Origin of the sequence: Kitasatospora albolonga, from assembly GCF_039535905.1 — a bacterium.
GTDB classification, from domain to species: Bacteria; Actinomycetota; Actinomycetes; order Streptomycetales; family Streptomycetaceae; genus Kitasatospora; species Kitasatospora albolonga.
In genome coordinates, this window is sequence record NZ_BAAAYB010000013.1 from 15,451 (window position 1) to 40,280 (window position 24,830).

Annotated in this window: 17 protein-coding genes; 8 read left to right on the top strand and 9 right to left on the bottom strand. The window is 74.2% G+C overall.

Annotated features, from left to right (window positions below):
* Position 1: 1 nt before the first annotated feature.
* Positions 2-565 carry a DUF6245 family protein gene (locus ABD946_RS03830; protein WP_345280046.1) on the bottom strand — a complete coding sequence of 188 codons (564 nt, stop codon included), beginning with the start codon at positions 563-565 and terminating at the stop codon, positions 2-4.
* A gap of 62 nt (positions 566-627) precedes the next feature.
* Positions 628-2,169, bottom strand: coding sequence for a putative Ig domain-containing protein (locus ABD946_RS03835; RefSeq protein WP_345280048.1), 1,542 nt, complete (start codon positions 2,167-2,169; stop codon positions 628-630).
* A 238-nt stretch (positions 2,170-2,407) separates the two neighbouring features.
* On the opposite strand from ABD946_RS03835, the gene ABD946_RS03840 reads away from it, so the two are divergent.
* From ABD946_RS03840 to ABD946_RS03855, 4 genes are all read left to right on the top strand, one after another.
* Positions 2,408-2,992 (top strand): cysteine hydrolase family protein, encoded by a 585-nt coding sequence (locus ABD946_RS03840; protein ID WP_345280049.1) that lies wholly within the window; start codon positions 2,408-2,410, stop codon positions 2,990-2,992.
* Positions 2,989-3,909, top strand: coding sequence for a GlxA family transcriptional regulator (locus ABD946_RS03845; protein WP_345280051.1), 921 nt, complete (start codon positions 2,989-2,991; stop codon positions 3,907-3,909). The genes ABD946_RS03840 and ABD946_RS03845 overlap by 4 nt, the downstream gene beginning before the upstream one ends.
* 144 nt (positions 3,910-4,053) lie before the next feature.
* Positions 4,054-6,264 carry a hypothetical protein gene (locus ABD946_RS03850; RefSeq protein WP_345280052.1) on the top strand — a complete coding sequence of 737 codons (2,211 nt, stop codon included), beginning with the start codon at positions 4,054-4,056 and terminating at the stop codon, positions 6,262-6,264.
* 19 nt (positions 6,265-6,283) lie between these two features.
* Entirely contained in the window at positions 6,284-7,447 is a 1,164-nt protein-coding gene (locus ABD946_RS03855; protein ID WP_345280054.1) for an ATP-binding protein, read from the top strand.
* Positions 7,448-7,463: 16 nt separating this feature from the next.
* Here the strand turns inward: ABD946_RS03855 and ABD946_RS03860 are convergent, their stop codons facing one another.
* Positions 7,464-7,772 (bottom strand): hypothetical protein, encoded by a 309-nt coding sequence (locus tag ABD946_RS03860; protein ID WP_345280056.1) that lies wholly within the window; start codon positions 7,770-7,772, stop codon positions 7,464-7,466.
* Positions 7,773-8,189: 417 nt separating this feature from the next.
* Here ABD946_RS03860 and ABD946_RS03865 point away from each other — a divergent pair, with 417 nt between their 5' ends.
* Together ABD946_RS03865 and ABD946_RS03870 are read left to right on the top strand one after the other, a co-directional pair.
* A complete protein-coding gene (locus ABD946_RS03865; protein ID WP_345280058.1) occupies positions 8,190-8,483 on the top strand; it encodes a hypothetical protein in 294 nt (97 codons plus the stop codon).
* Positions 8,480-9,397: an SDR family oxidoreductase gene (locus ABD946_RS03870; protein ID WP_345280060.1), complete on the top strand. Its 918-nt coding sequence runs from the start codon at positions 8,480-8,482 to the stop codon at positions 9,395-9,397. The genes ABD946_RS03865 and ABD946_RS03870 overlap by 4 nt, the downstream gene beginning before the upstream one ends.
* Before the next feature lie 57 nt (positions 9,398-9,454).
* Here the strand turns inward: ABD946_RS03870 and ABD946_RS03875 are convergent, their stop codons facing one another.
* From ABD946_RS03875 to ABD946_RS03885, 3 genes are all read right to left on the bottom strand, one after another.
* Positions 9,455-9,940, bottom strand: coding sequence for a YfbM family protein (locus tag ABD946_RS03875; protein ID WP_345280061.1), 486 nt, complete (start codon positions 9,938-9,940; stop codon positions 9,455-9,457).
* Positions 9,941-10,181: 241 nt separating this feature from the next.
* On the bottom strand, positions 10,182-10,811 hold the full coding sequence (locus ABD946_RS03880; protein ID WP_345280062.1) for an MBL fold metallo-hydrolase: 630 nt from the start codon (positions 10,809-10,811) through the stop codon (positions 10,182-10,184).
* Positions 10,811-11,896: an S-(hydroxymethyl)mycothiol dehydrogenase gene (locus ABD946_RS03885; protein ID WP_345280063.1), complete on the bottom strand. Its 1,086-nt coding sequence runs from the start codon at positions 11,894-11,896 to the stop codon at positions 10,811-10,813. The genes ABD946_RS03880 and ABD946_RS03885 overlap by 1 nt, the downstream gene beginning before the upstream one ends.
* A gap of 220 nt (positions 11,897-12,116) precedes the next feature.
* Between ABD946_RS03885 and ABD946_RS03890 the strand changes: the two genes are divergently transcribed.
* The gene (locus tag ABD946_RS03890; RefSeq protein ID WP_345280064.1) at positions 12,117-15,233 is read left to right on the top strand and encodes an AfsR/SARP family transcriptional regulator; all 3,117 of its coding nucleotides are present in this window, start codon (positions 12,117-12,119) and stop codon (positions 15,231-15,233) included.
* Between the two features lie 141 nt (positions 15,234-15,374).
* The gene (locus tag ABD946_RS03895; RefSeq protein WP_345280065.1) at positions 15,375-19,541 is read left to right on the top strand and encodes an nSTAND1 domain-containing NTPase; all 4,167 of its coding nucleotides are present in this window, start codon (positions 15,375-15,377) and stop codon (positions 19,539-19,541) included.
* A 36-nt stretch (positions 19,542-19,577) separates the two neighbouring features.
* Here the strand turns inward: ABD946_RS03895 and lnt are convergent, their stop codons facing one another.
* The 3 genes from lnt to ABD946_RS03910 all read right to left on the bottom strand — a co-directional run bounded on the left by lnt (position 19,578) and on the right by ABD946_RS03910 (position 24,806).
* The gene (gene lnt, locus ABD946_RS03900) at positions 19,578-21,206 is read right to left on the bottom strand and encodes an apolipoprotein N-acyltransferase (RefSeq protein WP_345280067.1); all 1,629 of its coding nucleotides are present in this window, start codon (positions 21,204-21,206) and stop codon (positions 19,578-19,580) included.
* Positions 21,207-21,312: 106 nt separating this feature from the next.
* Positions 21,313-22,335, bottom strand: coding sequence for a cation diffusion facilitator family transporter (locus ABD946_RS03905; RefSeq protein ID WP_345280069.1), 1,023 nt, complete (start codon positions 22,333-22,335; stop codon positions 21,313-21,315).
* Positions 22,336-22,742: 407 nt separating this feature from the next.
* The gene (locus ABD946_RS03910) at positions 22,743-24,806 is read right to left on the bottom strand and encodes a cytochrome P450 (RefSeq protein ID WP_345280071.1); all 2,064 of its coding nucleotides are present in this window, start codon (positions 24,804-24,806) and stop codon (positions 22,743-22,745) included.
* Positions 24,807-24,830 lie beyond the last annotated feature (24 nt).

Genomic DNA, 24,830 nt, shown 5'->3' on the forward strand with positions numbered 1-24,830 from the left:
GCTACGACCCGATCTCCGTCAGGTAGCCGTCGACGTGGGTGAGCGAGTCCTGCAGGCGCTGCCGGACCATCGCCAGCATCTGGCGCTGGGCGGCGAGGACCTCGTCGTCGCCGTTCTCGATGGCGTCGAAGCCGGCGGCCATCGCGTTGGTGAGCAGCTGCGCCGCCTCGGCGGAGAACGCGGCCGCCACGGCCACCGGCCCCGCGTTCCCGCTGCGGGCGAAGAGGGAGAGCGGGAAGGAGGCCCGCCAGATCTGCCAGGCGACGAAGTTGGCCTGCAGCAGGTCGTTCTCGCCGACCCCGGCGGAGACCAGCTGCGCGGGCCAGACCGACTGCATGTCGTCGTCGTCCGGGCACTCGAAGTCGGAGCTCATCGCCTCCGCCTGCACCACGCCCAGCAGGGAGTTGAGCAGCCCCATCCGGTAGAGCTCGGCGGTCCTGTGCATCGCGGCGAACCGGGCGAGGGCCTCCGCGCCGGGCTCGCCCTGGAAGTAGCCCAGGGCGGCGAGGGCCCCGGCTATCTGCTCGACCGTCACCGGGGGTCCGTCGTTCTTCAGGTTGTCCATGCGGGCACGCTACCGGCCCCGGCTGACGAAACGGTCTGCCGGGGCCGGGAACTGTCGGTGCGTCAGCTGGTGGCGATGGAGGTGTCGTCGATCAGGAAGCTGGTCGCGAGCGACGCGTCCTCGACACCGTTGAACTTCAGGGTGACGCTCTGGCCGGCGTAGGCCGAGAGGTCGAAGGTGCGCAGCTGGTAGGAGGAGACGGCGTCCACGTTGGAGTAGGTCTTCAGCGCGGTGCCGTTCACCGTCACGGTGAGCTTGTCGTACTGGGTGGTGCCGGTCTCGGCGGTGTCGATGCGCAGGTAGAAGCCGAGGGTGGCCTTGCAGCCGGCCGGGATGGAGACGGTCTGCGAGGCGCTGTCGGTGTGCGAGGAGCCGTAGCCGTTCAGCCAGGCCTTGTAGGAGCCGGTGCGGGCGGGCTTGCTGGTGCCGCTGTCGATCACGCCCGAGGTGATGGTCCAGCTGGTGTTGCCGGACTCGAAGCCCGCGTTTCCGAGCAGCTGCGCCGGGGTGCAGGTGCCGCCGCCACCGCCGTTGACGGTCCAGGAGAAGCTGGTGGAGCCGGTGCGGTTGCCCGCGTCCTTGGCGGTCACGGTGACGTTGGAGCTGCCGGCCGTGGTGACGGTGCCGGTGATCCGGCCGGAGGAGGAGATGGTCAGGCCGGCCGGCAGGCCGGTGGCCGAGAAGGTCAGCGGGGCGGTGCCGCCGGTCGCGCTGATCTGGAGGTCCACGGCACCGTTCAGGGCGGTGGTCTGGTTGCCCGGGTTGGTGACGGTCGGGGAGGTCCCGGCCGGCTTGGTGAGCAGGCAGCCGCTGACGCTGAGGTCGATGGCGCGGTTGGTGCCCAGGCAGGTGGTGAACCAGTACACCTCCTGGCCGTAGCTCTGCCCCTTGGTGGCGGTGGTGGTGCCGTCCGCGTTCACCTCGCAGGGGTTGTTCAGGGTGCACATGGCGCCGTCGTCGTTGCCGGTGTTGTTGATGCCGACCACCTGCTTGCTGGTGGCGTCGACGATCGGCGAACCCGAGGTGCCGTGCGTGGTGTTGCAGCCCGCGCTGTAGCGGATCGAGTCCTGCCAGGTCCACTGGTCCTCGCGCAGGGTGCCCACGAAGCCGTTGATCGAGCAGTTCCAGGTCTGCTTCCAGTAACCCGACGGTATGAACATCGACGAGCCGTTGACCGGGTGGGTGTCGGCGATCGTCAGCGCGGTGGCGCCGAACTTGGAGGTGATCGACGCGAAGGTGTCGGTCAGCTGGTAGAGCGCCACGTCGGTGCCGGTCATGGTCGCGTACAGGACCTTGTCGGCGTTCACGGTGCCGAGGGAGCCGCCGGAGGCGTTGAGCAGCGTGCCGGAGCGGCTGGCCGTCTGGTTCTGGATCACCTGGCCGGCCGAGGGCATGCTCGGCAGGCAGTGCCCGTTGGTCAGCATCAGCGCGCGGTCGGTGGACACCGAGGCGGGGTAACGCACCAGCGAGGCCGAGCAGTTGCTCAGGGCGATCGTGGAGGTCAGGTCGCCCGCCTGCACGGCCTGGGCCGGCGTGACGGCCGAGGTCAGCAGGCCCGCGACGATCGCGGCCGTGCCGAGCCCGGCGGTAAGTCCCTTGAACATGGGTCTCCTTGTGGGGGAACGCCGAGCGCACGAACGGATGCGCACACTCAGGCCGCTGAAAAATGCCATGCCCGCCTCAATGCGTCAACACCCCCGGCAAGGCTGGTCGTTGGGGCCCCGAACCGGAGTGATCCCGTCCGAATCCTGCTTCGGATGCCGCCCGCCGATGACCGGATCGTTCCGCATCCGGCCCCGATGGTGCCTTCAGCCGGCGCTCCCCGGCGGCCAGGATGGAGGCATGACCAACGCACTGATCGTCATCGACGTCCAGGAGTCCTTCCGGCAGCGCGAGGACTGGGCCGCCGTCTCCGACCCGGAGATCGTCTCCAAGGTGGAGCGGCTGGTGGACCACGCCCGCGCCCAGGACGACCTGGTGGTCTGGGTCCTGCACGCCGACCCGGGCACCGGCACCGTCTTCGACCCCGCCAACGGCTTCGTCCGCCTGATCGACGGCCTGGCCCCCGCCTCCGGCGAGCCCACGCTCGTGAAGACCAGCCACAACGCCTTCACCACCACCAACCTCCAGCAGCTCCTCACCCTCCAGGGCATCCGGGACCTGACGGTCTGCGGCATCCGCACCGAGCAGTGCTGCGAGACCACCACCAGGGTCGCCGCCGACCTCGGCTACGAGGTCACCTTCGTCGTCGACGCGACCGCGACCCACCCGATCGCCCACCGCGACGCCCCCGCCGACCGCACCCTGGCCGAGGTGCTGGCCGACCCGCGTACGCTGTCCACCGAGGAGATCATCGCCCGCACCGAGTACGCCCTCGCCGGCCGCTTCGCGCGGGTCACCACCGTGAAGGAGCTGACCGGATCGTGACCCTGGTGCTCTTCCTGCTCGTCCCCGGCCTGCACCTGCTGGACCTCGCCGGCCCCGCCCAGGTGTTCTCCACCGCGGCCGACTTCGGCCTCGGCTACCGGACCGGGTACGTGGCCGAGCGGGAAGACGTGTCCAGCGCCCAGGGCCTCGCCCTGCGCGCCTCCACCGAGTGGCCCGCCCTCGCGGCGGGCGACCTGGTGGTGGTGCCCGGCTGGCACTCCTCCTCGCTCTCGGTGGAGGTGCCGCTGTGCTCCTCCACCCTGGAGCGGCTGACGGCCCATCACGCGGCGGGCGGCACCGTCGCCAGCGTCTGCGCGGGCGCCGACGCCCTCGGCCGGGCCGGCCTGCTGGACGGCCGCCGCTGCACCACCCACCACGAGCTCCAGGAGGAGCTCGCCCACCGCTATCCGGCCACCACGGTGGTGCGCGACGTCCTCTACGTCGAGGACGACCGGGTGATCACCTCCGCCGGCATCGCCAGCGGCATCGACCTCGCCCTCCACCTGCTGGCCGTCCGCCACGGCCCCGCCGCGGCGGCCCGGGTCGCCCGCGACATGGTCGTCTACGCCCGCCGCAACGGCGACGAACCCCAGGCCAGCGCCGTCCTGCGCCACCGCTCCCACCTCAGCGACTCCGTCCACCGCGTCCAGGACCAGATCGACGCCGGCTTCGCCGACCGCCTCACCCTCACCGACCTCGCCACCACCGCCGGCCTCAGCGAACGCACCCTCACCCGCCGCTTCACCCAGGCCACCGGCCTCACCCCGCTCCGCTACCAGCAGGAGCTCCGGGTGGAACGCGCCGAACACCTCATCACCCAGGGCACCACGGTGGAGGCGGCGGCCCGCGAGGTCGGCTTCCAGGACGCCCGCATGCTCCGGCGCCTCCGCGCGCGGACGGTGTCCACCGCCGACTGACGGGGCCGAGAGGGCTGACGGGGCCGAGAGGGCTGACGGGGCCGAGAGGGCTGACGGGGCTGACGGGGCGTCATCCGGGCCGGCGCCGCCACTACGATTGACCGACCGGTGGGCGGCAACGGCAGTGACGGAGGGCGCCGGAGAATGCGCGAGGGCGGCGGGCACGCGGTCAAGGGCTCCGGCAGTGCGACGGCCTCGGGCCAGTCCTCCGTGGCCAACAGCGGGGTCATCAACGGCGACGTGCACGTCGGCATCCGGGTCCCCGCGCCGTCCGGCTACCTGCACCAGGTAGGCGATATCGCGGCGGCCGAGTTCAGGGGGCGGGAGGCGGAGCTGGCCGAGCTGGCGGCGTTCTGCACGGCCGAGGCGGTGGCCGCCTCCTACTGGAGGTGGTTGGCGCCCGCCTGGGCCGGAAAGTCCGCGCTGTTGGCGCAGTTGGTGCTGGATCCCCCGCCCGGCGTCGACATCGTCTCGTTCTTCATCACCTCCCGCATGGCCGCGCAGAACGACGCGGCCGCCTTCTGCGCGGTGGTCCAACGGCAGCTGTACGAGCTGCTGGGCGAGGAGGAACCGCTCACCACCCCCTACACCCGGGACGAGCAGCTGCGGCTCGCGATCGACCGGGCGGCGCGGCGGTGCGCGGAGCGCGGGCGGCGGCTGGTCCTGGTGGTGGACGGCCTGGACGAGGACCGAGGCGTGACGGCGGGTCCGGAAAGCCACAGCATCGCCGCGCTGCTCCCGAGGGTGCCCGCGCACGGCATGCGGATCGTGGTGGCCGGCCGCCCGCACCCGCCGGTTCCCGAAGACGTCGGCCAGGCCCACCCGCTCCGCTCGACCGAGATCGACCACTGGCTCGCACCGTCACCCCACGCGCAGGCCGTGCGGTCGCTGGCCGAACGGGACCTGGTGCGACTGCTCGACGGGGGCGGCCTCGGCCGGGAGCTCGTCGGGCTGACGGTGGCGGCGGGTGGTGGGCTGACCGCAGCGGACCTGGCCGCGCTGACGGGTAGTCGCCCGCGCCTCGTCGAGCGTGAACTCTCCGCCGTGGACGGGCGGAGCTTCCGGCGTCGCTCGGCCACCTGGCGCGCCGACGGGCCCGACGCCTACCTGCTGGCGCACGAGGAGATCCAGCGGAGCGCCGCCGAGCTCGTCATGGAGGTGGAGCTGAAGGCCCATCAGGAGCGGCTGCACGCCTGGGCCGACACCTACCGGGAGGCGGGGTGGCCGGAGGAGACGCCCGAGTACCTGCTGCGCGGCTACGCCCAGCTGCTCCAGGAGGTGGGAGGGAGTCGGCGGCTGGCACGGCTGGTGTGCGACCCGGCCCGGCACGAGCGGTTCTGGCAGCTGACCGGATCCGACTTCCACGGGCTGGGCGAACTGTCCGCCGCCATGGATCTGACCCTGGCCGAGGGGCGCCGGACCGGGCGCCACGACGTGGGCACCGCGGTGGCTGTCGCGGTGGCGCGCGATCGGCTGCACGGCCGGATGGTCAACCTGCCGAACCGGCTGATCGCCCTGTGGGCGCGGCTCGGCGACGCGGACCGCGCGGTCGGCCTGGCCCGGTCACAACGGGGCGTGGTGGAGCGGCCGTTCGCCTTCGCGGCAGCGGCGGAGCAGCTCGCGGCCGGTGGTCACCTGAGCCACGCGGTCGGTCTGGCCGACGCGGCCGGCGATCCGGAGGACCGGGCTCGGGTCCTCACCGCGATCGTGCTGGGCCTCGCCGAGGCCGGGCGGTACGGCGACGCCCTGCGGTTCGCCCTGGAGATGCCCGCAGGGAAGGAGAGGGCAGAGGCCTTGCTAGGGGCGCTGAAGGCGCTCGTGGCGGCAGACGGCGGCGGGGGAGCCGCCGACGTCGTGACCGTCGAGCCGTACGCCGCCGCGGCCCTTGAGGCCCTGGACGACGCGACCGACGTGATGGCCCAGGCCGAACACCGGTGTGCATTGGCGGTCGTGCTCCGCAGGATGGGTGAGGTCGAGAGGGCGACGGAGCTGGTGAACGGGGTCCTCGCCACCGCGTACGCGAGGGACTGGGCCTCCGGTCGCGCACACGTCCTCGCGATCGTCGCTCGGGAGATCTCGTCGGATCCGGTTCTCGGAGCGCTCGGCCGGGAGACGGCGGTCGCCATGGCCGAGCTGTTCGAGACGGTGACCGAGCCGGAGCAGATGGAGTGGCTCTTCGCCGACGTCGCACCGGCGTTGGTGGCGGCCGGGCGCGCCGACCTGGCGCTGCTGCTCGCCGACCGCTTTTCCCGCCGACGAAGCGGAGCGAGGGTGGGCCAGGGCGCTCGTCGGGTGCGCGGTCGCGGCCGGTGGGGACCTGGCCGCCGCCCTCGGGCTGGCGGAGCACCTCGATGACCCGCGCGACGCCGTGGCGGTGCTCAACGCCGCCGGCGCCGTGCTGGGAGCTGCCGGAGCCACCGAGGAGTGCGGGGCGCTGGCGGAGATGACGCTGGACGCGGTGGACGAGTGGGTCCCGCCGAGGGACCGGGTGGAGCTGTTGGTCGGTACTGCCGACTTCCTGTGCACGGCCGGGCTTGTCGAGGAGGCCCGCTCGGTGGCGGCGGCTGCGACGAGCCTTGCCAGGGACTCCGTCGTCTCCCGTGGCAGTGTCGAGGAGCTCTCCGTCCTCGCCCGGGTGCTGGGCGGCGCCGGCCATCACGACCTCGGGCGCCGCGTGCTCCTCCGAGCCGCCGGACTCGCCGACGAGGCGGAGCCCGGTCTCGGTCGCGCGATGGACCTGGCCCACGTACTCGGAGGGTCGTACGCCGTTCAGAGCGAGGGCGAGTCCGAGCGAATGCTGGAGAGCCTGACCGAGGAGGTCGGGAGCCTCCGCCTCGTGGACCGGCCCAGCGCCTTGGCGGCCATGGCCGAGGCACTCGGAGGAGCGGGGAGATTCGGCGAGGCGTACGAACTGGCTCGTCAGCTCGGAGAGTTGGCGGAGGCCGGTGATTCGCCGTACCGGAGGGGCTGGGACCGGTACAGCGCCGCGCGCGCCTACCTGGCGGCAGGGGACGTCAATACGGCGCTGGCCCTGAGCGAGGACCTGCCGTTGGACGCGATTCCCGAACTCTTGTCGGCCGCGGTCGAGAAGCTGGTGGACGCGGGCGACCTGGCGCGGGCGGTGGCGGTGACCGACGCCATCGACGACGCGATGGAGCACGAACGGAGCCTCGGGTACCTGGCCGGGGGGCTCGCGGCGGCGGGCGACTTCGGTCAAGCCGTACAGAGGTTGGCCGAGATCGACTCCCCGGTCATGTGCGACCGGGCGAAGCCCCTGGTCGCCCGTGGCATGGCGCGGGCCGGCCAGCCCGAGGCGGCCTTGGCGGTCGCCGAGAGCGTCACGGACCTGGAGCGCCGGGGCAGGTCCCTGGCCTCCGTCGCCGAGGCGTGGGGTGCCGATGAACGCGGGCGGGCCCTGCTGGTCGAGGCGCTGGCCCTCGGGCCGTGGGAGCAGGTGCTCCCGGAGCTCGCGAAGGTGGCCCCGGAGTGCCTGCTGCTCCTGGCGGACCTCGTCCTCGCGGACGGGCAGCGCGCGTAGTCAGGTTGACGGGTGGTCAGCGACCCCGGGCTCGGACGAGCAGGGCGACGCCGAGCGCCGCGGCCGCGCCGGTGGCGAGGGCGGCCCGGTCGGAGCGCCAGGAGAGCACCGAGCAGCGGGAGCGGGCGGAGAGCAGGGAGCCGGCGCTCAGCCAGGAGGCGGCTGAGAAGGCGGACAGGGAGGAGCCGGCCGACCCGATCGAGAGGAAGCTGCCGACGGAGCCGACGGAGAGCACCGAGCCGACCGAGCCGATCGACAGGACGGAGCCCACCGATCCGATCGACAGGGCCGAGTTGCGGGAGTGCAGCGAGCGGAAGTTGGCCATGGGGCCACCGTATCCAAGGGTGCGGCCGGTTTGCGGGGCGTACGCGCGGCTGCTTTAATAAACGAACGTTCATTTACTAATCGGGGAGTACAGATGGCCGGTCGACCCAGAGGAGTCCCGGACGAGGTGATCCTGCGGGCCGCCACCGAGGTGATCGGGCGCGGCGCGGACCGTCCGGGCTGACGCTCGCGGCCGTGGCGCGGGAGGTCGGGCTGGCGCCGGCCACGTTGGTGCAGCGCTTCGGGTCGAAGGCCGGGCTGCTGGCAGCCTTGGCGCGGCACTCCGCAGCCGAGGCGGCCGCCCGGCCGGAGCGGGTACGGGCGGAGCACGGCGACCTGCTGGGGGCGTTGACCGCCCTGGTCGCCGACTGGACGGCGCCGATGGACACCCCCCGAGCGCTTCGCCAACCACCTGGCGATGCTCTGCGCCGACCTCGCCGACCCCGAGCTGCACGCGCACGCCCGTACCGCCCACCTGGCCCAACTCGGCGCCGTGGAAGCCCTGCTGGCAGAGGCGCGGCTCGCGGGCGAGCTGCGCGAGGGCACCGACCTCAGGGCGCTCGCCGGATCGGTCCAGGCGGTGACGGCGGGCGCCGGGCTGGTCTGGGCGGTCGAACGCGACGGCCCGTTGGCCGAGCGGCTGGCGCGCGAACTGCGCACCCTGGTCAGCCCGTACCTCACCACCGGACCCCGTACCCAGGAGGACACATGAGCAGCAGCGAACAGCGCCCATTGGCGGGCAAGGTCGCCCTGGTGGCCGGTGGCACCCGCGGCGGCGGTCGCGGCATCGCCGTCGAACTCGGCGCGGCCGGTGCCACGGTGTACGTCACCGGGCGGAGCAGCGCGGGCGGCGGGCGTTCGGAGCTGGACCGGCCGGAGACGATCGAGGCGACCGCCGAACTGGTCACCGCCGCCGGAGGGCTGGGCATCCCCGTCCGGGTCGACCACGCCGACTCCGCGTCGGTCCGCGGGCTGGTCGAACGGATCGCTGCCGAGCAGGGCGGGCGGCTGGACGTGCTGGTCAACTCGGTCTGGGGCGGCGATCCGCTCACCGACTGGGAACACCCGCTCTGGGAGCAGGACTTGGACACCGGGCTGCGTCTGCTGCGGCAGGCGGTCGAGACCCACGTGATCACCAGCCGCCACGCCCTCCCGCTGATGGTCGCGCGGGGCAGCGGCCTGGTGGTCGAGGTCACCGACGGGAACACCGCACGCTACCGGGGCTCCTTCTTCTACGACCTCGCCAAGTCCTCGGTCATCCGCCTCGCCGTCGCCCAGGCCGCCGAGCTCAAGCCGCACGGCGTCGCGGCGGTGGCGCTCACCCCCGGCTTCCTGCGCTCCGAGGCCCTGCTGGAGCACTTCGGCGTCACCGAGGAGAACTGGCGCGACGCCGTCGCCAAGGACCCGAACTTCGCCCACTCCGAAACCCCGGCCTACCTCGGCCGCGCCGTGGCGGCACTCGCCGCCGACCCGGACGTGATGGCCAAGTCAGGCCGGGCACTGGCCACCTGGGGCCTGTACCGTGAGTACGGCTTCACCGACGCCGACGGCACCCAGCCGGACTTCGCCGCCCACTGGGCCGCCGAACTGGAGCCGGAGTACGGCCCGTTGGGGACTCCGCTCTAGCTTCACGAATCACCCAGTGATCAGCGAAGCTGCTCAAGGCGTTTGGCGATCTGACGGTCAGTCGATCCAGACCAGGACGGCGTGGCCGGCGGTGGCAGCGGTGCGGAAGAAGTCGACCAGCGGGGTGAAGGCCTCCCGGGCCCAGTCCAGTGACGCGGTGTCGTCGATCTGCGGGTAGATCTCGGTGGCGTCCAGTTCGGCCTGGTCGACGTCCGCGATCAGCTCGTCGTAGCTCAGCCGCTCCAGCCGCTCGGCGGCCGACCGCACCTGAGCGACGGTCAGGTGGCGCGGAGGCCCGTAGCCCCAGTCCTCGGCTCCGGGCATCGGCTCCTCGCCGTGCACCACGTCCACCGGGAAGCCCGAGCGCTTCAGCAGGAAGCCGAGCAGGTCCCAGGCCCGGTCGGTGCTGAAGAACCGTCCCCCGTCCCCCTCCGCGCTCCGGTCCTGGGCCTCGTCGGCGAAGTCCCAGGCCCACTCCGGATCCTCCAGGGCCCGGGCCAGCTCCTCCGGGGTGACGCGCAGGTACTCGCCGTTCATGCTCATGCGCGGCAGCCTACGGAACGGCTCCGACAGGAATGCCCGCTGGTGCTGCCGCACGGATCTGGGAGAGCGCCCCGAGGTCTGGGGCCGGATCAAGGGCGAGTACGTCGGCCCCCGGCGGCATCGGCTCCTATGGCCGCTACCTCGCCCACGAGTTTCGCGCCGAGCCGCGAACCGGACGGCGGACGCGGCGCCGGGGGAACGGCCGGGCCGCTCGCCCGGCGCCGCGTCAGGGGGCGGGGGGTCAGTGACCCCGGGCGATCCAGTCCGCGAGGTGCGGGGCTTCGTCACCGATGGTGCTGGTGTCGCCGTGGCCGGTGCGGACCACCGTCTCCGGGGGCAGCTTGAGGAGGCTGTCCGTGATGGAGTCGATGATGGTGGGGAAGTCCGAGAAGGACCGGCCGGTGGCGCCGGGGCCGCCCGCGAAGAGGGTGTCGCCGGTGAAGACGGTCCCGAGCTCCGGAGCGTGCAGGCAGACGGCGCCGGGGGCGTGGCCCGGGGTGTGCAGGACCGTCAGGTCGGTGCCCGCGACGGAGAGGACCTGACCGTCGGTCAGGTCGCCGTCGGGGGAGCGGTCGGGGTGGGTGAGGCGCCAGAGCGGGAGGTCCGCCGGGTGGAGGAGGATCGGGGCGCCGGTGCGGTCGGCGAGGGCGGGGGCCGCGCCGACGTGGTCGTCGTGGGCGTGGGTGCAGACGATGGCCACCAGCCGGCGGTCGCCGACCGCGGTCGCGATGGCCTCGGCGTCGTGGGCGGCGTCGATCACCAGCACCTCCTGGTCGTCGCCGACCAGCCAGACGTTGTTGTCGACCTCCCAGGTGCCGCCGTCGAGCGAGAAGGTCCCGGCGGTCACCAGGCGTTCGATGCGCGCGGTCATCAGAAGACCACCACCGAACGCAGCACCTTGCCGCGATGCATCCGGTCGAAGGCGCCCTCGACGCCGTCGAGCGGGATGGTCTCGCTGACGAAGGCGTCCAGGTCCAGCCGGCCCTGGAGGTAGAGGTCGACCAGCAGCGGGAAGTCCCGCTCCGGCAGGCAGTCGCCGTACCAGCTGGACTTGAGCGCCCCGCCGCGGCCGAACACGTCGAGCAGCGGCAGTTCGAGCTGCATCTCCGGCGTCGGCACCCCGACCAGGACCACGGTGCCCGCCAGGTCACGGGCGTAGAAGGCCTGCTTGTACGTCTCGGGGCGGCCGACCGCGTCGATCACCACGTCCGCGCCGAAGCCGCCGGTCAGCTCGCGGATCGCCTCCACGGGGTCCGCCGAACGGGAGTTGACGGTGTGGGTGGCGCCCAGGCCCTTGGCCAGCTCCAGCTTGCGGTCGTCGATGTCCACCGCGATGATCCGGGACGCCCCGGCCAGCCGCGAACCGGCCACCGCCGCGCCGCCCACCCCGCCGCAGCCGATCACCGCGACGGTGTCGCCGCGGCCGACCGCGCCGGTGTTGACCGCCGCGCCGAGCCCGGCCATCACGCCGCAGCCGAGCAGGCCGGCGGCGGCCGGGGAGGCGGCCGGGTCCACCTTGGTGCACTGCCCGGCGGCCACCAGGGTCTTCTCGGCGAAGGCGCCGATGCCCAGGGCGGGGGAGAGCTCGGTGCCGTCCAGCAGCGTCATCTTCTGCTTGGCGTTGTGGGTGGCGAAGCAGTACCACGGGCGACCGCGCTTGCAGGCCCGGCACTGGCCGCAGACCGCACGCCAGTTGAGCACCACGAAGTCACCCGGGGCCACCTCGGTGACGCCCTCGCCGACCGACTCGACGACGCCCGCCGCCTCGTGCCCGAGCAGGTACGGGAACTCGTCGCCGATCCCGCCCTCCCGGTAGTGCAGGTCGGTGTGGCAGACCCCGCAGGCCTGGATCTTCACCACCGCCTCGCCCGGCCCCGGGTCCGGCACCACGATGGTCTCCAACCGGACCGGCTCACCCTTGGCGCGCGCGATGACGCCCTGCACCTGCTGCGGCATGCTCTGTGTCTCCTTACGACGGACGAGTGACAAGCACCGCCAGCCTACGCAGCCGCGCCGTCCGGCGCCGGGATTGAGGTGGTCACAGGGGGGAGGGCGGAGCCGGCCGATGTCGGGAAGTCTGTTCGAGCCCTTCGCGTCCCGTGCCGACGGAGTGTCACGATGCGGAGTTGGCAGGGCGAACCGGAGCGGAGCGTACCGGAAGGGACGGTGGGGCCCGATGGGTGAGCGACCGGCTTTCGGAGTGCTGGGGCCGTTGGAGATCCGCTTCGGCGGAGCCGGGCTGCGGGTCGGCGGGCCGATCCCGGCCCGGGTGCTGACCATGCTGCTGCTGTCGCCGGGACGGATGGTTCCCGTCAGCCGGCTGGTGGCCGCCGCGTGGGAGGAGGACCCGCCCGCGACCGCCGCGCACCAGATCCGCAAGGCCGTGGCCGAGCTGCGCCAGCGGATCCCCGACGGCCCCGCGCTGCTGCTCACCGACGGCCCCGGCTACCAGGCCCAGGTCGGGCAGGAGCAGTTGGACCTGAGCATGTTCACCCACCTGCTGCGGCAGGCCCGCGAGGCGCTCGACGGTGAACGGCTCCCGGAGGCGGCCGAGCGGCTGCGCGGGGCACTGGCCCTCTGGCGCGGCCCGGTGATGGCGGGGCACGGCGGCTCGGTGATCGCGGCCGCCTCGGCCGTCCTGGAGGAGCGGCGGCTGGCCGCCGTGGGGCAGCTCCTCGACCTGCGGCTCTCGCTCGGCGAGTCCGAGCAACTGGTCGGTGAATTAAGGGAGTTGTGTGCGGAGCATCCGCTGCGCGAGACCTTTCGCGGGCACCTGATGCTGGCCCTGCACCGCTCCGGCAGACGGGCCGAGGCCCTGGCCGAGTACGCGGCCACCCGGGCCCTGCTGGTCGAGGAGCTCGGCGTCGAGCCGGGGCAGCAGCTGAGCCGTCTGCACCAGTCCATCCTGCGTGGAAGCCCCGAAGTGTCCGGCGACCGGAGGCCGGTGGAGCCCGCTCCGGCCTCTCCGTCGCAGCCCCCGCGGTCGTCCGCCGCGGCCGGAGCTCCCGCCGTCGCGGCCGCGCCCGTGCTTCCCGCCCCGTGCACCCTGCCGTACGACCTGGCCGACTTCACCGGCCGGGAGGCCGAACTCGCCCGGCTGACCGAGGGGTTGGGGTCGGCCGAAGGGGTGGTGCGGACCGACGGTGCCGTGCGCATCCTCACCGTGGACGGCATGGGCGGCAGCGGAAAGACCGCCCTGGTGGTGCGGGCCGCACACCGGCTGGCTCCGTCCTTCCCCGACGGTCAGTTCTACTCCGACCTGCGCGGCTTCAGCCCCGGCGAACGGCCCTGCGACCCGGCGGCGGTGCTCGGCACCCTGCTGCGCTGCCTCGGAGTCCCCGGCGAGCAGCTGCCGGAGGGCGTGGCCGCCCGCTCCGCGCTCTGGCGCTCCGCCCTGACGGGCCGTCGGGTGCTGCTGGTGCTGGACAACGCCGCCGACGCGGCCCAGGTGCGCCCGCTGCTCCCCGCCTCGGCCGGCTGCCGGGTCCTGGTCGCCAGCCGTCGGCGCCTGGTCGGCCTGGACGGATCCGACGCGGTCTCCCTCGGCCTGCTCACCCCCGGCCAGAGCGCCGGGCTGCTCGCAGCCACCCTCGGCGCCGACCGAACCGGCCAGGACCCGGAGGCGGTGAGCGAATTGGCCGAGCGCTGCGGGCACCTGCCGCTCGCCCTGCGGATCGCCGCCGCCCGGCTGCGCAACCGTCCGCTGTGGAGCGTCCGGCACCTGGCCGACCGCCTGGCCGACGAGTCCCGGCGCCTGGACGAGCTCCGCTCCGGGGACCGCAGCGTGGAGGTCGCCGTCCGGCTCTCCTACGAGGTGATGGAGGAGGGCCACCGGCGCGCCCTCCGCCTGCTCGGCCGCTGCCCGGGCGGCGGGATCGACGTCCACGGTGCGGCCGCGCTGTTCGGCCTCGGGCCGCACCAGGCGGAGGACCTGCTGGAGCAGCTGATGGACAGCCACCTGGTCGAGCAGCACGAGCTCGGCCGGTACGCGCTGCACGACCTGGTGCGGCAGTTCGCCCGGCGGCTGGCGGAGCAGGACGGGCCGGCGTCCGCGCCCGAGGAGGAGGCCGCCGTGGTACGGCTGCTGGACTACTACGTGGCCGCCACCGACGCCGCCTGCCGCGCCCGCCACCCCGGGCAGGTGCCGGTCCGCCCGGGGGAGGACGCCGTCGTCGCCCACCTTCCCGACCTGGCCGGCCCCGACGAGGCGGAGGAGTTCCTCGACCGGGAGCAGAACTCCCTGGTGCTGGCGGCGGAACAGGCGCTCCGGCTCGGCCTGAGCCGGCACGCCGCCCGACTGGCCCGCAACCTGCTCGTCCACCTCGACGCCCGCGGCCGCCACGGCGACCACCACCTGGTGGCCGGTCTGGCGGTCGAGGCGGCCCGGAACTCCGGCGACCGCCACGGGCTGCGCGCGGGTCTGTGCGACCTGGCCGCCGTGCTCTGGAGGCTCGGCCGCTTCGCCGAGGGCGAGCGGGTCTCCACCGAGGCCCTGCGGTTGGCCGGCGAACTCGGCGAGCCGGAGGGCGAGGCGGCGGCGCTGCACCTCCTCGCGCTCGTGCACAGCGGCGAGGGACGGCTGACGGAGGCGCTCACCGGCCTGGAGCGCTCCGTCCGGCTCTACGGCGAACTCGCCACGACGGGCCGTCAGGAACGGCGGGAGCACCGGGAACGGCAGGAGCGGCTCGCCTGCTGCACCCTCAGCACGGTGCGGCTCTGGCTCGGCGACCACCCCGGGGCCGTGGCCGCCGCCGAGCGGGCCGTCCGGCTCGGCCGCGGCTTCGGCCCCGACGGCGAGGAGGTCACCGCCCTCACCGACCTGGCCCTGGCCCGGCTGGCCGGCGGCGAACTCGCCGCCGCCCGGCAGGCGGTGGACCGCGCACTGGAGCGCGGCGACGAACGCCACCGCCCCGAGAACCTCGCCCTCGCCCACGCCGTCGCCGCCGACGTCCACCAGCGCCTCGGCCGCACCGCCCACGCGGCCGCCTGCGCCGAGCGCGCCGCGCGGCTGATCCGCGAACACGGCGCCGACGTCCGCCGCACCACGGTGGAGAACCTCCTCGGCGCGGTCGAACGCCGCAGCGGCTCCCCCCGCCGCGCACTCGCCCTCCACCGCAGCGCCCTCACCCGCGCCGAATCCATCGGTCACCGCCTGGAAGCCGCCACCGCCCGCGCCGGCCTCGCCGCCGCCTGGCGCGCCCTCGGCGAACCCGCCCGGGCCACGGCCCAACTCCGGATCGCCAACGCCCTTTTCGACACCATGTCCGTCCCCGAACGCCGCCGCGCCGCCTGAGCGTTCCCGGGTTCACCGGGTTCGGGAGGACGCGGCTACCGATGCTCAACTACCTGCATGGATGAGGTAGTTCGCCACTCATGACGAGCCGGTCCGTGTACAGTACGGGTCGCGCGTGATCGGGCCACGGGGGAGGAGCGCGTGCTGAGCGAGGTGGTCGGGGGCGGGGACGTACCGGCGGCCGTCGCCCAAGTGCTGGACGCCGCCGACGTGGTGGTGGGAGCGGGCTTCCTGGTGGGCGAGGACCTGCTGGTCAGCTGCGCCCACGTCCTCGCGGACGGCGGCTACGGGCCGGGGGACGTGGCGAGACTGCGGTTCCCGCACGCCCCGGGCGCTCCCGAGGTCGTGGGCAGGGTGCTGGCCGACGGTTGGCGCGACCCGCAGGGCCGGGACGTCGCCCTGGTGCGGCTGTTGGAGTCGGTCACGGCGGTCCCGTTGCGCCTGGGGTCGGCCGAGGCCGCCTGCGGTCACCGGGTCAGGTCGTTCGGGTTCCCCGTCCAGGCACCGCAGGGCGGGCACTTCGGATTCGCGACGGCCGGCGGCATGCTCCCGGCCGCCGGCCCGGCCGGTGAGCTGCTGCAGCTGACCGCCGCGAACGACCTGACGACCGGATTCAGCGGCGGGCCGGTCGTGGACGAGATGACCGGCCTGGTGGTGGGCATGGTGACGGCGATCGCCCCGCCGGACCCGTACCACCGGGGCCTCGGCATCGCCTATGCCACGCCCACCGGCGTCCTGCGCGGAGCGTGGCCCGCGCTGGGCGAGCACGACGTCACGCCCTACCGGGCGCTGGAGCCGTTCACCTCCGAACACGCCCGCTGGTTCCGGGGACGGCAGGAGGCGGTGCGCCAGGTGCTGAACGGCCTGACGGGGCGCCGGCGGGTCATCCTGCTGCTGGGGCCGTCGGGATCGGGGAAGTCCTCCCTCGTGCAGGCGGGGGTGCTCCCGGCGCTGGCCGGAGGACGGCTAGGGGGCAGCGACCGCTGGCACCACGTGGTGGTGCGGCCCGGGCAGGACCTGCGGGCGGCCCTCGAGTCGGCAGGCCTGCGCGGGGTGTCCACCGGAGGGATCGGCGAGGCCGTCACCGCTCTGCTGGCCGCTTCCGCCGGCCGTGACCGGGTCGTCCTGGTGGTCGACCAGTTCGAGGAGCTCCTCGATCCGTCCGCCGGGACGGCTGCCCTCCGGGCGTTGGAACAGGTCACCGAGGCGATCCGGTCGGACGCCGCACTGAGCGTCGTCCTGGTGATGCGCGACGACTTCTACCCCCGGCTGTCCGCACTGGCACCCGAGCTGCTCGCGGTGGCGCTGGAGGCCCGGGGCGTGCTCAACATCCCCGCCACCCTGACCACCGACGAACTGGACGAGATCGTCGTCGGGCCCGCCCAGGACCTCGGTGCCGACATCGAGGCCGGGCTGGCGGAACGGATCGTCGCCGACGTCCTGGCACTCAACCCCGGGACCGCCGGCGCCGCCTCGGCGCCGGTGACGGTCCTTCCGCTGCTCGAAGTGACCCTCACCCGGCTCTGGGAGCACCGCCTCGACCACGGTGGCCGGCTGACCCATGACGCCTACGGCCGCATCGGCGCCGTGACCGGTGCGCTCGCCGACTGGTGCGACAGCGCGGTCCGGGAACTCGGCCCGCAGCAGCGGGACACCGCCCGGAGGATCCTGACCGCCCTGGTGCGTCCGGCCGACGAGGCCCTGCACATCCCGGCGGTGCGCCAGCAGGTCCCGCTGGACGACCTGCGTGACCTGGCGACCGGTCAGACCCCGGGGGCGTCCGACGACGTCGACGCGGTCCTGGCGGTGCTCTCCCGCCACCGCATCGTCACCACCGACCGGGCCCAGCGGCCGGGCCGGCCGGGCGACGGACCGGGGACCGCCGTCGCCGAGCTGATCCACGACGCGCTGATCCGCGACTGGGAGACCCTGGCCGGATGGGTCGAGCAGGACGCCCGGTTCCACGACTGGCTCCACCGTGCCCGGGTGCAGTACGCGCGCTGGCAGGAGAAGCGGAATCCTCAGGACCTCCCGGCAGGAAGCGTCCTGGCGGAGGGCGTCGAGTGGTCCCGGCGCCGGAAGCTGCCCGGGGAGGTCGAGGGGTTCCTGGACGCCGGACTGCGACGCCAGCAGGCGGCGGCCCGGCGGAGCCGGCGCATCACGGCCGTCCTGGCCTCCCTCCTCGCGCTCGCGCTGATCGCAGTGGGGGTGGCCGTCTGGCAGCGGCAGACGGCCGTCTCGGCGCTGCGGACGGCGGAGGTCCAGCGGCTGACCGCCCGGGCCGACTCCCTGATCGGCGCCGATCCCGACCTCGCCGGGCTGCTGGCCATCAGCGCCTACCGGACCAGTCACACGGCGGAGGCCGCCGCCGCCCTGACGCTCGCCGCCAACCTCCCGCTGCGCCGACGCCTCACCGGTCACAGCGGGGTGGTGAACGGGGTGGCGTTCAGCCCGGACGGCCGTACGCTCGCCAGCGCGGCCTGGGACCGGACGGTGCGGTTGTGGGACCCGGCCGGACTCCGGGCCACCGGCAGCCTGACCGGCCCGACCGACCCCGTGCACGCGGTCGCGTTCAGTCCGGACGGCCGCACCCTCGCCGGTGGCTACTCCGACGGAGCGGTGCGGCTGTGGGACGTGGCCACCGGGCGGAACGTCAGCACCGTACTCGTCGCCGCCGGATCGGTGCACGCGGTCGCGTTCAGTCCGGACGGGCGTACCCTCGCCACGGCGGGCTCGGACAAGACGGTGCGGTTGTGGGAGGTGGCCACGGGGCGGGCGGCCGGCGTGTTGACCGGCCACACCGAGGCCGCGTACGGCGTGGCGTTCAGCCCGGACGGGCGCACCCTCGCCACCGCGGCCTGGGACCGGACGGTGCGGCTGTGGGAGGTGGCCACGGGGCGGGTGGCCGGCGTGTTGACCGGCCACACCGAGGCCGTGAACGGCGTGGCGTTCAGTCCGGACGGGCGCACCCTCGCCACCGCCGGTCTGGATCGGACGGTGCGGCTGTGGGAGGCGGTTACCGGACGGACCGTCACCGTCCTCACCGGCCACACCGAACCCGTGTACACGGTGGCGTTCAGCCCCGACGGCCGGGTCCTGGCCACTGCCGGCGAGGATCGGACGGTGCGGCTGTGGGAGGCGGCTACCGGACGGACCGTCACCGTCCTCACCGGCCACACCGAACCCGTGTACACGGTGGCGTTCAGCCCCGACGGCCGGGTCCTCGCCAGCGCGGGCGGCGACACCGACGTCCGGCTCTGGGACCTGGGCGCGGACCTCACGCCGGCTGACGGGCGCAGGCGATGGGCGGAGGCGGACACGGGCCGCTCCCTCAGCGCGGACTTCATACTCCGGGACAGCGGCTCCGCCTCCGCCGTGTTCGGGCCAGACGGCCGCACCCTCGTCACCGCCGACGGCAGCCGTGCGGCACGGTTCTGGGACGTGACCACCGGCCGGACCACCAGGACACTCGTCACCGAGGACGCGGTCAACGGGGCGCTGCTCAGCCCGGACGGGAACACCCTCGCCACCATCGGGTGGGGGACGACGGTGGCGCTGTCCGACCCGGCCACCGGCGAGGTCCGCGCCACTCTCGCCGGCCACACCGACCGGGTGAACGCGGTGGCGTTCGGTCCGGACGGGCGCACCCTCGCCACCGCCGGAGAGGACGCGACCGTGAAGCTGTGGGACCTGGCCACCGGATTCTCCGTCAGGACCCTCACCGGCTACGCGGGCCCGGTCACCGCGGTGGCCTTCAGCCTCGACGGGCTGACCCTCGCCACCGCCGGATGGGACTCGACCGTGCGCCTGTCGGAGGTGTCCAGCGGACGGACCGTCAGGACCGTCCCCGGTGTCACCACCGGGGTCCGGTCGCTGGCGTTCAGCCCGGACGGGCGCACCCTCGCCACCGCGGGCCGCGACCGGACCGCACGCCTCTGGGACGTGGCGAGCGGCCGGAGCGTCGCCGTCCTCAACGGGCACACCAACAGCGTCAACGCGGTGGCCTTCAGCCCCGACGGCCGCACCCTCGCCACCGCCGGAACCGACGACACCCTGCGGCTCTGGGACACCGCCACGGGCCGGAGCACGGCCACCCGCGTCCTCGGCGAGAGCGTGAACGCCGTGGCGTTCGGACGCGACGGGCGCACCATCGCCGTCGCGAGCAGCAACGGTGCCGTGTGGCTGTGGCCCTACACGCCGCTGGATGCGGCGATCGGCAGGATCTGCGAGGCCGTGGGCCGCGACCTCACCCCGACGGAGCGGGCGGTCCACCTGGCGGGACGGCCGGCGGATCCCGTGTGTCCGTGACCCGGAGCCGCCGTCGGCACCCGCGCGGGCGGTCCGTCAGGCCTGGGCGCCGGGCCGGTCGGTGACGCGCCGCCGGCGGGCGGCGGTGCGGTGGCGCAGGGGCGGGAGGAGGAGGGCCGCGGCGGCGAGGGCGGTGAGGAGGGCCTCGGGCCAGGGGCCGAGGTGGGCGGCGGGGGTCGTGGTGGTGCGGAGGGGGAGGGCGGCGACGAGGTAGGACTGCTGCCAGGGGGCGGTACGGGCCGTGGTGCGGCCGTCGGGGGTGATGGTGGCGCTGATGCCGGTGGTGGAGGCGAGGACCACGGAGCGGTCGTGTTCGACGGCGCGGACGCGGGCGATGGCCAGTTGCTGGAGGGGTTCGCCGAGGGAGCCGTCGCGCATGTAGGTGGCGTTGTTGGTCTGGACGGCGAGGAGGTTGGCGCCGGCCCGGACCGCGTCGCGGACCTGGGAGTCGTAGCCGACCTCGTAGCAGATGGAGTCGGCGAGGGTGACGGGGCCGACCCGGAAGACGGCGGGGCCGGTGCCCGGGACGAAGTCACGGGGGATCAGCTGGAGGTCGCCGAGGCCGCCGATGGTGTCGCGCAGCGGGATGTACTCGCCGAAGGGCACCAGGTGCTGCTTGGCGTACCACTCGCCCGGGCCGCTGACGGGGCGCCAGAGCAGGCCGGCGTTGCGGATCCGGCCGTCCGGGCCGTCGAGGATGGCACCGACCAGGACCGGGACGCCGAGACGGTCGACGGCGCGGCCGATCTGGCCGGAGAGCAGGCGGTCCGGGCGGGGGTCGGTGTCGGTGGAGTTCTCGGGCCAGACCACCAGGTCCGGGGTGGGGAGGCGGCCGGAGCGGACCTCCTCGGCGAGCCGGTCGGTGGCCGCGACGTGATTGGCCGTCACCTGCCGGACCCGGGCCTGCTCGGCGAGGGTGCGCTCGCGCGGGACGTTGCCCTGGACGGCGGCCACCGTGGCGCTCGGGCCGCCGGTGGCGGAGGGCAGCAGCAGGAGTCCGGAGAGCGCGGTCGCCACGGTGGCGGCGGAGCCGACGGCCCGGCGCAGCAGCCCGCGGCCCCGGCCCCGGGCGGTGAGCAGCAGGGCCAGGCAGGCCGCCGTGAACGCGAGCAGCCCGCCGAGGCCGGGGGCGCCGAGGACCGAGACCCAGCCCAGGGTCGGCGCGTCGGCCTGGCTGAAGGCCAGCCGCCCCCAGGGGAACCCGCCGAGCGGGAAGCGCGAGCGCACCGCCTCGGCCGCCACCCACCAGCAGGCCACCCAGAACGGGGCGCCGCGCAGCCGCCACAGCGCGGGCAGCCCGATGGCCAGCAGCCCCCAGAGCAGTGCCTGGGCCAGCGTCAGGCCGATCCAGGGGGCGGCGCCGAGGTTGCGCAGCCAGAGCAGCATCGGCCCGAAGAAGGCGAGGCCGTACGCGGTGCCGGCCAGGAAGGCCGTCCGGGCCCGGACGCCACGGACGGCCGCGAGCAGCAGCGCGGGGCCCAGCACCGCGAGCGGCCACAGGCCGAGGGGAGGGAAGGCGGCGGCGGTGAGCAGGCCGCCGAGCGGCGCGAGGAGCAGTCGGAGCCGGGCCGCTCCCGGGAGGCCGGGGAGGAGGCGTCGGCCGGGCCGCGAGGAGGACCGGGCAGGGGTGTGCTCGGTGGCGGGTGTGGCCGTGGCGGTGGTCATGGTGCGGGGTGCTCCTCGCGCGTCGGGGCGGGCAGGTGCCGCCCGCCGGGCACGCGGTGGTCAGGTCCTGCTGCGCCGTGACGCAGCATCGCACGTGGACGACCTGTCAGTGCTCGTGGGGTCCGTCGTGGTGGACGGGGCCGTGCGGCTCGGCGCAGTGGCCGGCGGCCGGGCCGGGCGCCGCGGCGGTCAGGCTGAGCACCCGCTGGGGAGCGTGGTCGACCTGGAGGGTGGTGTGGGTGATGCCGTGGTCGTGGGCGAGCTCGTGCTCCAGGTCGCGGCGGACGGCGTGGCAGTCCTGGTCCGGGGCGACCAACACGTGGGCGGAGAGGGCCGGTTGGCCCGAGGTGATGGCCCAGACGTGCAGGTCGTGCACCTCGCTGACCCCGTGGTGGGAGGCGAGCGCGTCGCCGATCCGGTCCGGTTCCACCCCGGCCGGAGCGGCCTCCAGGAAGATCCGGCCGGACTCGCGCAGCAGGCCCCAGCCCGCCTTGAACATCAGCGCGACCACGATCAGGGTCACGATCGAGTCGGCCCGCGCCCAGCCGGTGGTGAGCACGATGACGCCGGACACGGCGGTGGCGATGAAGCCGTAGAGGTCGTTGAGGATGTGCTGGTAGGCGCCCTCGACGTTGAGCGAGCTCCGGTTGGCCTTGGAGATGCACCAGGCGGCGGCGATGTTGACCACGATGCCCGCCAGCGCGGTGACGACGACCAGACCGCCCTCGACCTCGGGCGGGCTGATCAGCCGGGAGACCGCCTCGTAGGCGAGCCAGGCGCCGAGCAGGATCAGCGTCAGCCCGTTGATCTGGGCGGAGAGGATCTCGGCCCGCTTGAGCCCGTAGGTGAAGCCGCCCCGGGCCGGCCGGGCCGCGAGTCGCATGGCCACCAGGGCCAGAACGATGGAGAAGGCGTCGGTGAGCATGTGCGCGGCGTCCGACAGCAGGGCGAGCGAGCCGGACACCACGCCTATGACGGTCTCGACCGCCAGGAAGACGGTGATCAGGGCGAGCGCGATGCCGAGCCAGCGACGGTCCGCGTCGGCGGAGACCCCGTGCGAGTGGCCGGCGTGGCCGCCGTGGCCGCCGGCGTGGCCGTGGGTGTGGTCGTGCTCATGACCCTTCGTCATGTCCGTGCCCCCTCGTGCTCGTGTTCGGTGTGCGCGGTCGGAGGAAGTGAAACCTACCCCCGGGGGGTTGTGCAAAGGCTGCGCTGATGACGGTTTTCACCTCCGTTAAGACGCCCCTGACCTGCGAAGATGCGGGAGTTCGTGCAAGGTGCGGGTGTGCGCGTCCGGAGGCCCGGCGGAGGGGGATGGGCGGCGCGGGCGGACGGCTGCCGGGCCGCAGCCGGTCCGTGAACGCCGACGGCCTGGCGGGTGCTCCCCGTGCCAGTAGGGGAGCCGACCGCCAGGCCGTCGTCGTCAGGAACGCTTCGGTCTCCACGATCCGCCGGGCCCGGGGCCCTGTCATCAGCCCCGCCGACGCTCTGTCAGGTCCGGTCAGGTCGCGGTCGGCACGACGTCAGGTCGTGGGATCAGCTCAGCCGCAGCGGCAGGCGGCGCAGGCCGTTGACCACGATGGAGTCCAGGTACTCGGGCTCCCCGGCCAGTTCGACCGACTCCACCTGGGCGCAGAACTCGCGCAGCACCGCCAGGATCTCCAGCTTGGCCAGCTGGGTGCCGACGCAGTAGTGCGGACCGGCGCCGAGCGCCAGGTGGCGGTTCGGGGTGCGCCGCAGGTCGAAGGTGTCGGGGGAGTCGAACTGCGCCCCGTCCCGGGCCGCGGAGGTGAGCCAGCAGACCACCAGCTCGCCGGCTCGGACGGTCTGCCCGCCGACGAGGACGTCCCGGGTGGCCCGGCGCAGCAGGTGGGTGGCGCTGGAGGTCCAGCGCAGGATCTCCTCCACGGCGGCCGGTGCGAGGGCGTCGAAGTCGGCGCGCAGCGCGGCCCACTGCTCGGGGTGCTCCAACAGGGCGAGCATCCCGCCGGACATCGCCAGCCGGACGTTCTCGGTGCCGCCGACCAGCAGGTTGTCGCAGTTGAGCACCACGTCCTCCAGGGGCAGCAGTTCGCCGTCCAGCCGGAGCGTGGCCAGCGTGCTGACCAGGTCGTCACCGGGCTCGGCCCGGCGCTGCTCCACCAGGTCGGTGAAGTAGTCGAGGATCTGGAGGTGGGCGAGGCTGCGCTCCTCGGCGCTGCCGGCGCAGAACGCGTCGGTGGACCAGGTGACGATCGAGGGCCGGTCCTCGTCCGGGATGTCGAGGAAGGCGCAGACCACGTCCAGCGGGACGCGGGCGGCGACCTCGGTGACGAAGTCGGCCTGCCCGGCGGCGAGCGCCGCGCCGACGGCGGCCCTGGCCGAGACGTCCAGGAAGCCGCCCAGCGTGCGCAGGTGGCGCGGGGCGAAGCGGTCGGCGATGGCGCCGCGCAGCAGGGAGTGGCGGGGCGGATCGGAGAGGGCCAGGGTGCGGCCGCTGCCCGGGTCCTGGCCCTGTGCCAGCGGGCGGAGCAGGATGCCGGAGGCGGAGCTGAAGGTCTCCGCGTCGCGGAGCACCTCGCGGACGTCCTCGTACCGGGTGAGCGACCAGAAGCCGGGGAAGAGGCCGGGCTCGTGCCAGCGCACCGGCTCCTGCTCGCGCATCCGGGCCCAGGTGTCGTACGGGTTGCCCTGATGGTAGGTCAGGCCGTCGGTGAGCGCGTCCGGTCCCACCGTGGCCGGTGCGAGCGCGGCCGGTCCGATTGCGGCGGGCCCGAAGCCCATCGGGCAGCCCGAGGAGGCGGGGGAGGCGGGGGAGGCGGTTGAGGACGCGCGCGGGAAGGCGCTTTCCCGGGCCGCCACGCCGAGTGCGCCCGCGAGCAGGGCGACCGGGGGAGCGGTGCGCAGGTAGAAGTGGCCGCCCTCGGCGGTGACGGTGGAGAAGCGGCCGGAGGTGTGCTCGCGCCAGGCGGACTGGCCGGCCCGGATGCCGGGCACGTCGTCCCGGCCGGAGACGGCGACGACCCGGGCGCGGACGGTGCGGCCGACGTGCTCGCGGTAGTGGGCGACCAGCCGCAGGTCCTCCTTGATGTAGCCGAGCAGCAGCTCCAGCAGTTCGGCGTCCTCGCGGATCTCCGGGCTGAGCGGCTCGTAGCCCTCCAGGTAGGCGAGCACGTCCTCGGTGGAGCTGAACGGCACCGGCGGGCGCAGCCCGGGGGCGGCGGCCGAGGAGACCACCAGCAGCGGCACCGGCACGCCGGCCGACTCCAGCCGCCGGGTGACCTCGAAGGCCAGGTAGGCGCCCATGCTGTGGCCGAAGAGCACCGAGTAGCGGACCGGGCCGGCCAGCACCTCGGCGGCGATCTGCTCGGCCAGCTCGGTGAGGGCGGCCGGGGCCGGGTCGGCGATCCGGTCCTCGCGGCCCGGGTACTGGACGGCGTGCACCCGGGCGCCCTCGAAGAGGGACTGCCAGGGCCGGAAGAAGGAGGCGGAGCCTCCGGCGTGCGGGAAGCAGAGCACGGCCGGGGCGCCGACCTCGGCAGTGGCATCGGCGGTGGCCTCGGGGGTGGTGTCGGGGGTGATCCGCCGAACGGCGCGGGTGGGGGAGGTGGTTGACGTCACGTCTGGCCCATCGGTAGCGCGGAA

What these genes read in the sequence shown, in the direction of transcription:
- ABD946_RS03830 (WP_345280046.1), bottom strand. Translation starts at nt 565, where the DNA reads ATGGACAACCTGAAGAACGACGGACCCCCGGTGACGGTCGAGCAGATA.
- ABD946_RS03835 (WP_345280048.1), bottom strand. Translation starts at nt 2,169, where the DNA reads ATGTTCAAGGGACTTACCGCCGGGCTCGGCACGGCCGCGATCGTCGCG.
- ABD946_RS03840 (WP_345280049.1), top strand. Translation starts at nt 2,408, where the DNA reads ATGACCAACGCACTGATCGTCATCGACGTCCAGGAGTCCTTCCGGCAG.
- ABD946_RS03850 (WP_345280052.1), top strand. Translation starts at nt 4,054, where the DNA reads ATGCGCGAGGGCGGCGGGCACGCGGTCAAGGGCTCCGGCAGTGCGACG.
- ABD946_RS03860 (WP_345280056.1), bottom strand. Translation starts at nt 7,772, where the DNA reads ATGGCCAACTTCCGCTCGCTGCACTCCCGCAACTCGGCCCTGTCGATC.
- ABD946_RS03865 (WP_345280058.1), top strand. Translation starts at nt 8,190, where the DNA reads ATGCTCTGCGCCGACCTCGCCGACCCCGAGCTGCACGCGCACGCCCGT.
- ABD946_RS03870 (WP_345280060.1), top strand. Translation starts at nt 8,480, where the DNA reads ATGAGCAGCAGCGAACAGCGCCCATTGGCGGGCAAGGTCGCCCTGGTG.
- ABD946_RS03875 (WP_345280061.1), bottom strand. Translation starts at nt 9,940, where the DNA reads ATGAGCATGAACGGCGAGTACCTGCGCGTCACCCCGGAGGAGCTGGCC.
- ABD946_RS03880 (WP_345280062.1), bottom strand. Translation starts at nt 10,811, where the DNA reads ATGACCGCGCGCATCGAACGCCTGGTGACCGCCGGGACCTTCTCGCTC.
- ABD946_RS03885 (WP_345280063.1), bottom strand. Translation starts at nt 11,896, where the DNA reads ATGCCGCAGCAGGTGCAGGGCGTCATCGCGCGCGCCAAGGGTGAGCCG.
- ABD946_RS03890 (WP_345280064.1), top strand. Translation starts at nt 12,117, where the DNA reads ATGGGTGAGCGACCGGCTTTCGGAGTGCTGGGGCCGTTGGAGATCCGC.
- lnt (WP_345280067.1), bottom strand. Translation starts at nt 21,206, where the DNA reads ATGACCACCGCCACGGCCACACCCGCCACCGAGCACACCCCTGCCCGG.
- ABD946_RS03905 (WP_345280069.1), bottom strand. Translation starts at nt 22,335, where the DNA reads ATGACGAAGGGTCATGAGCACGACCACACCCACGGCCACGCCGGCGGC.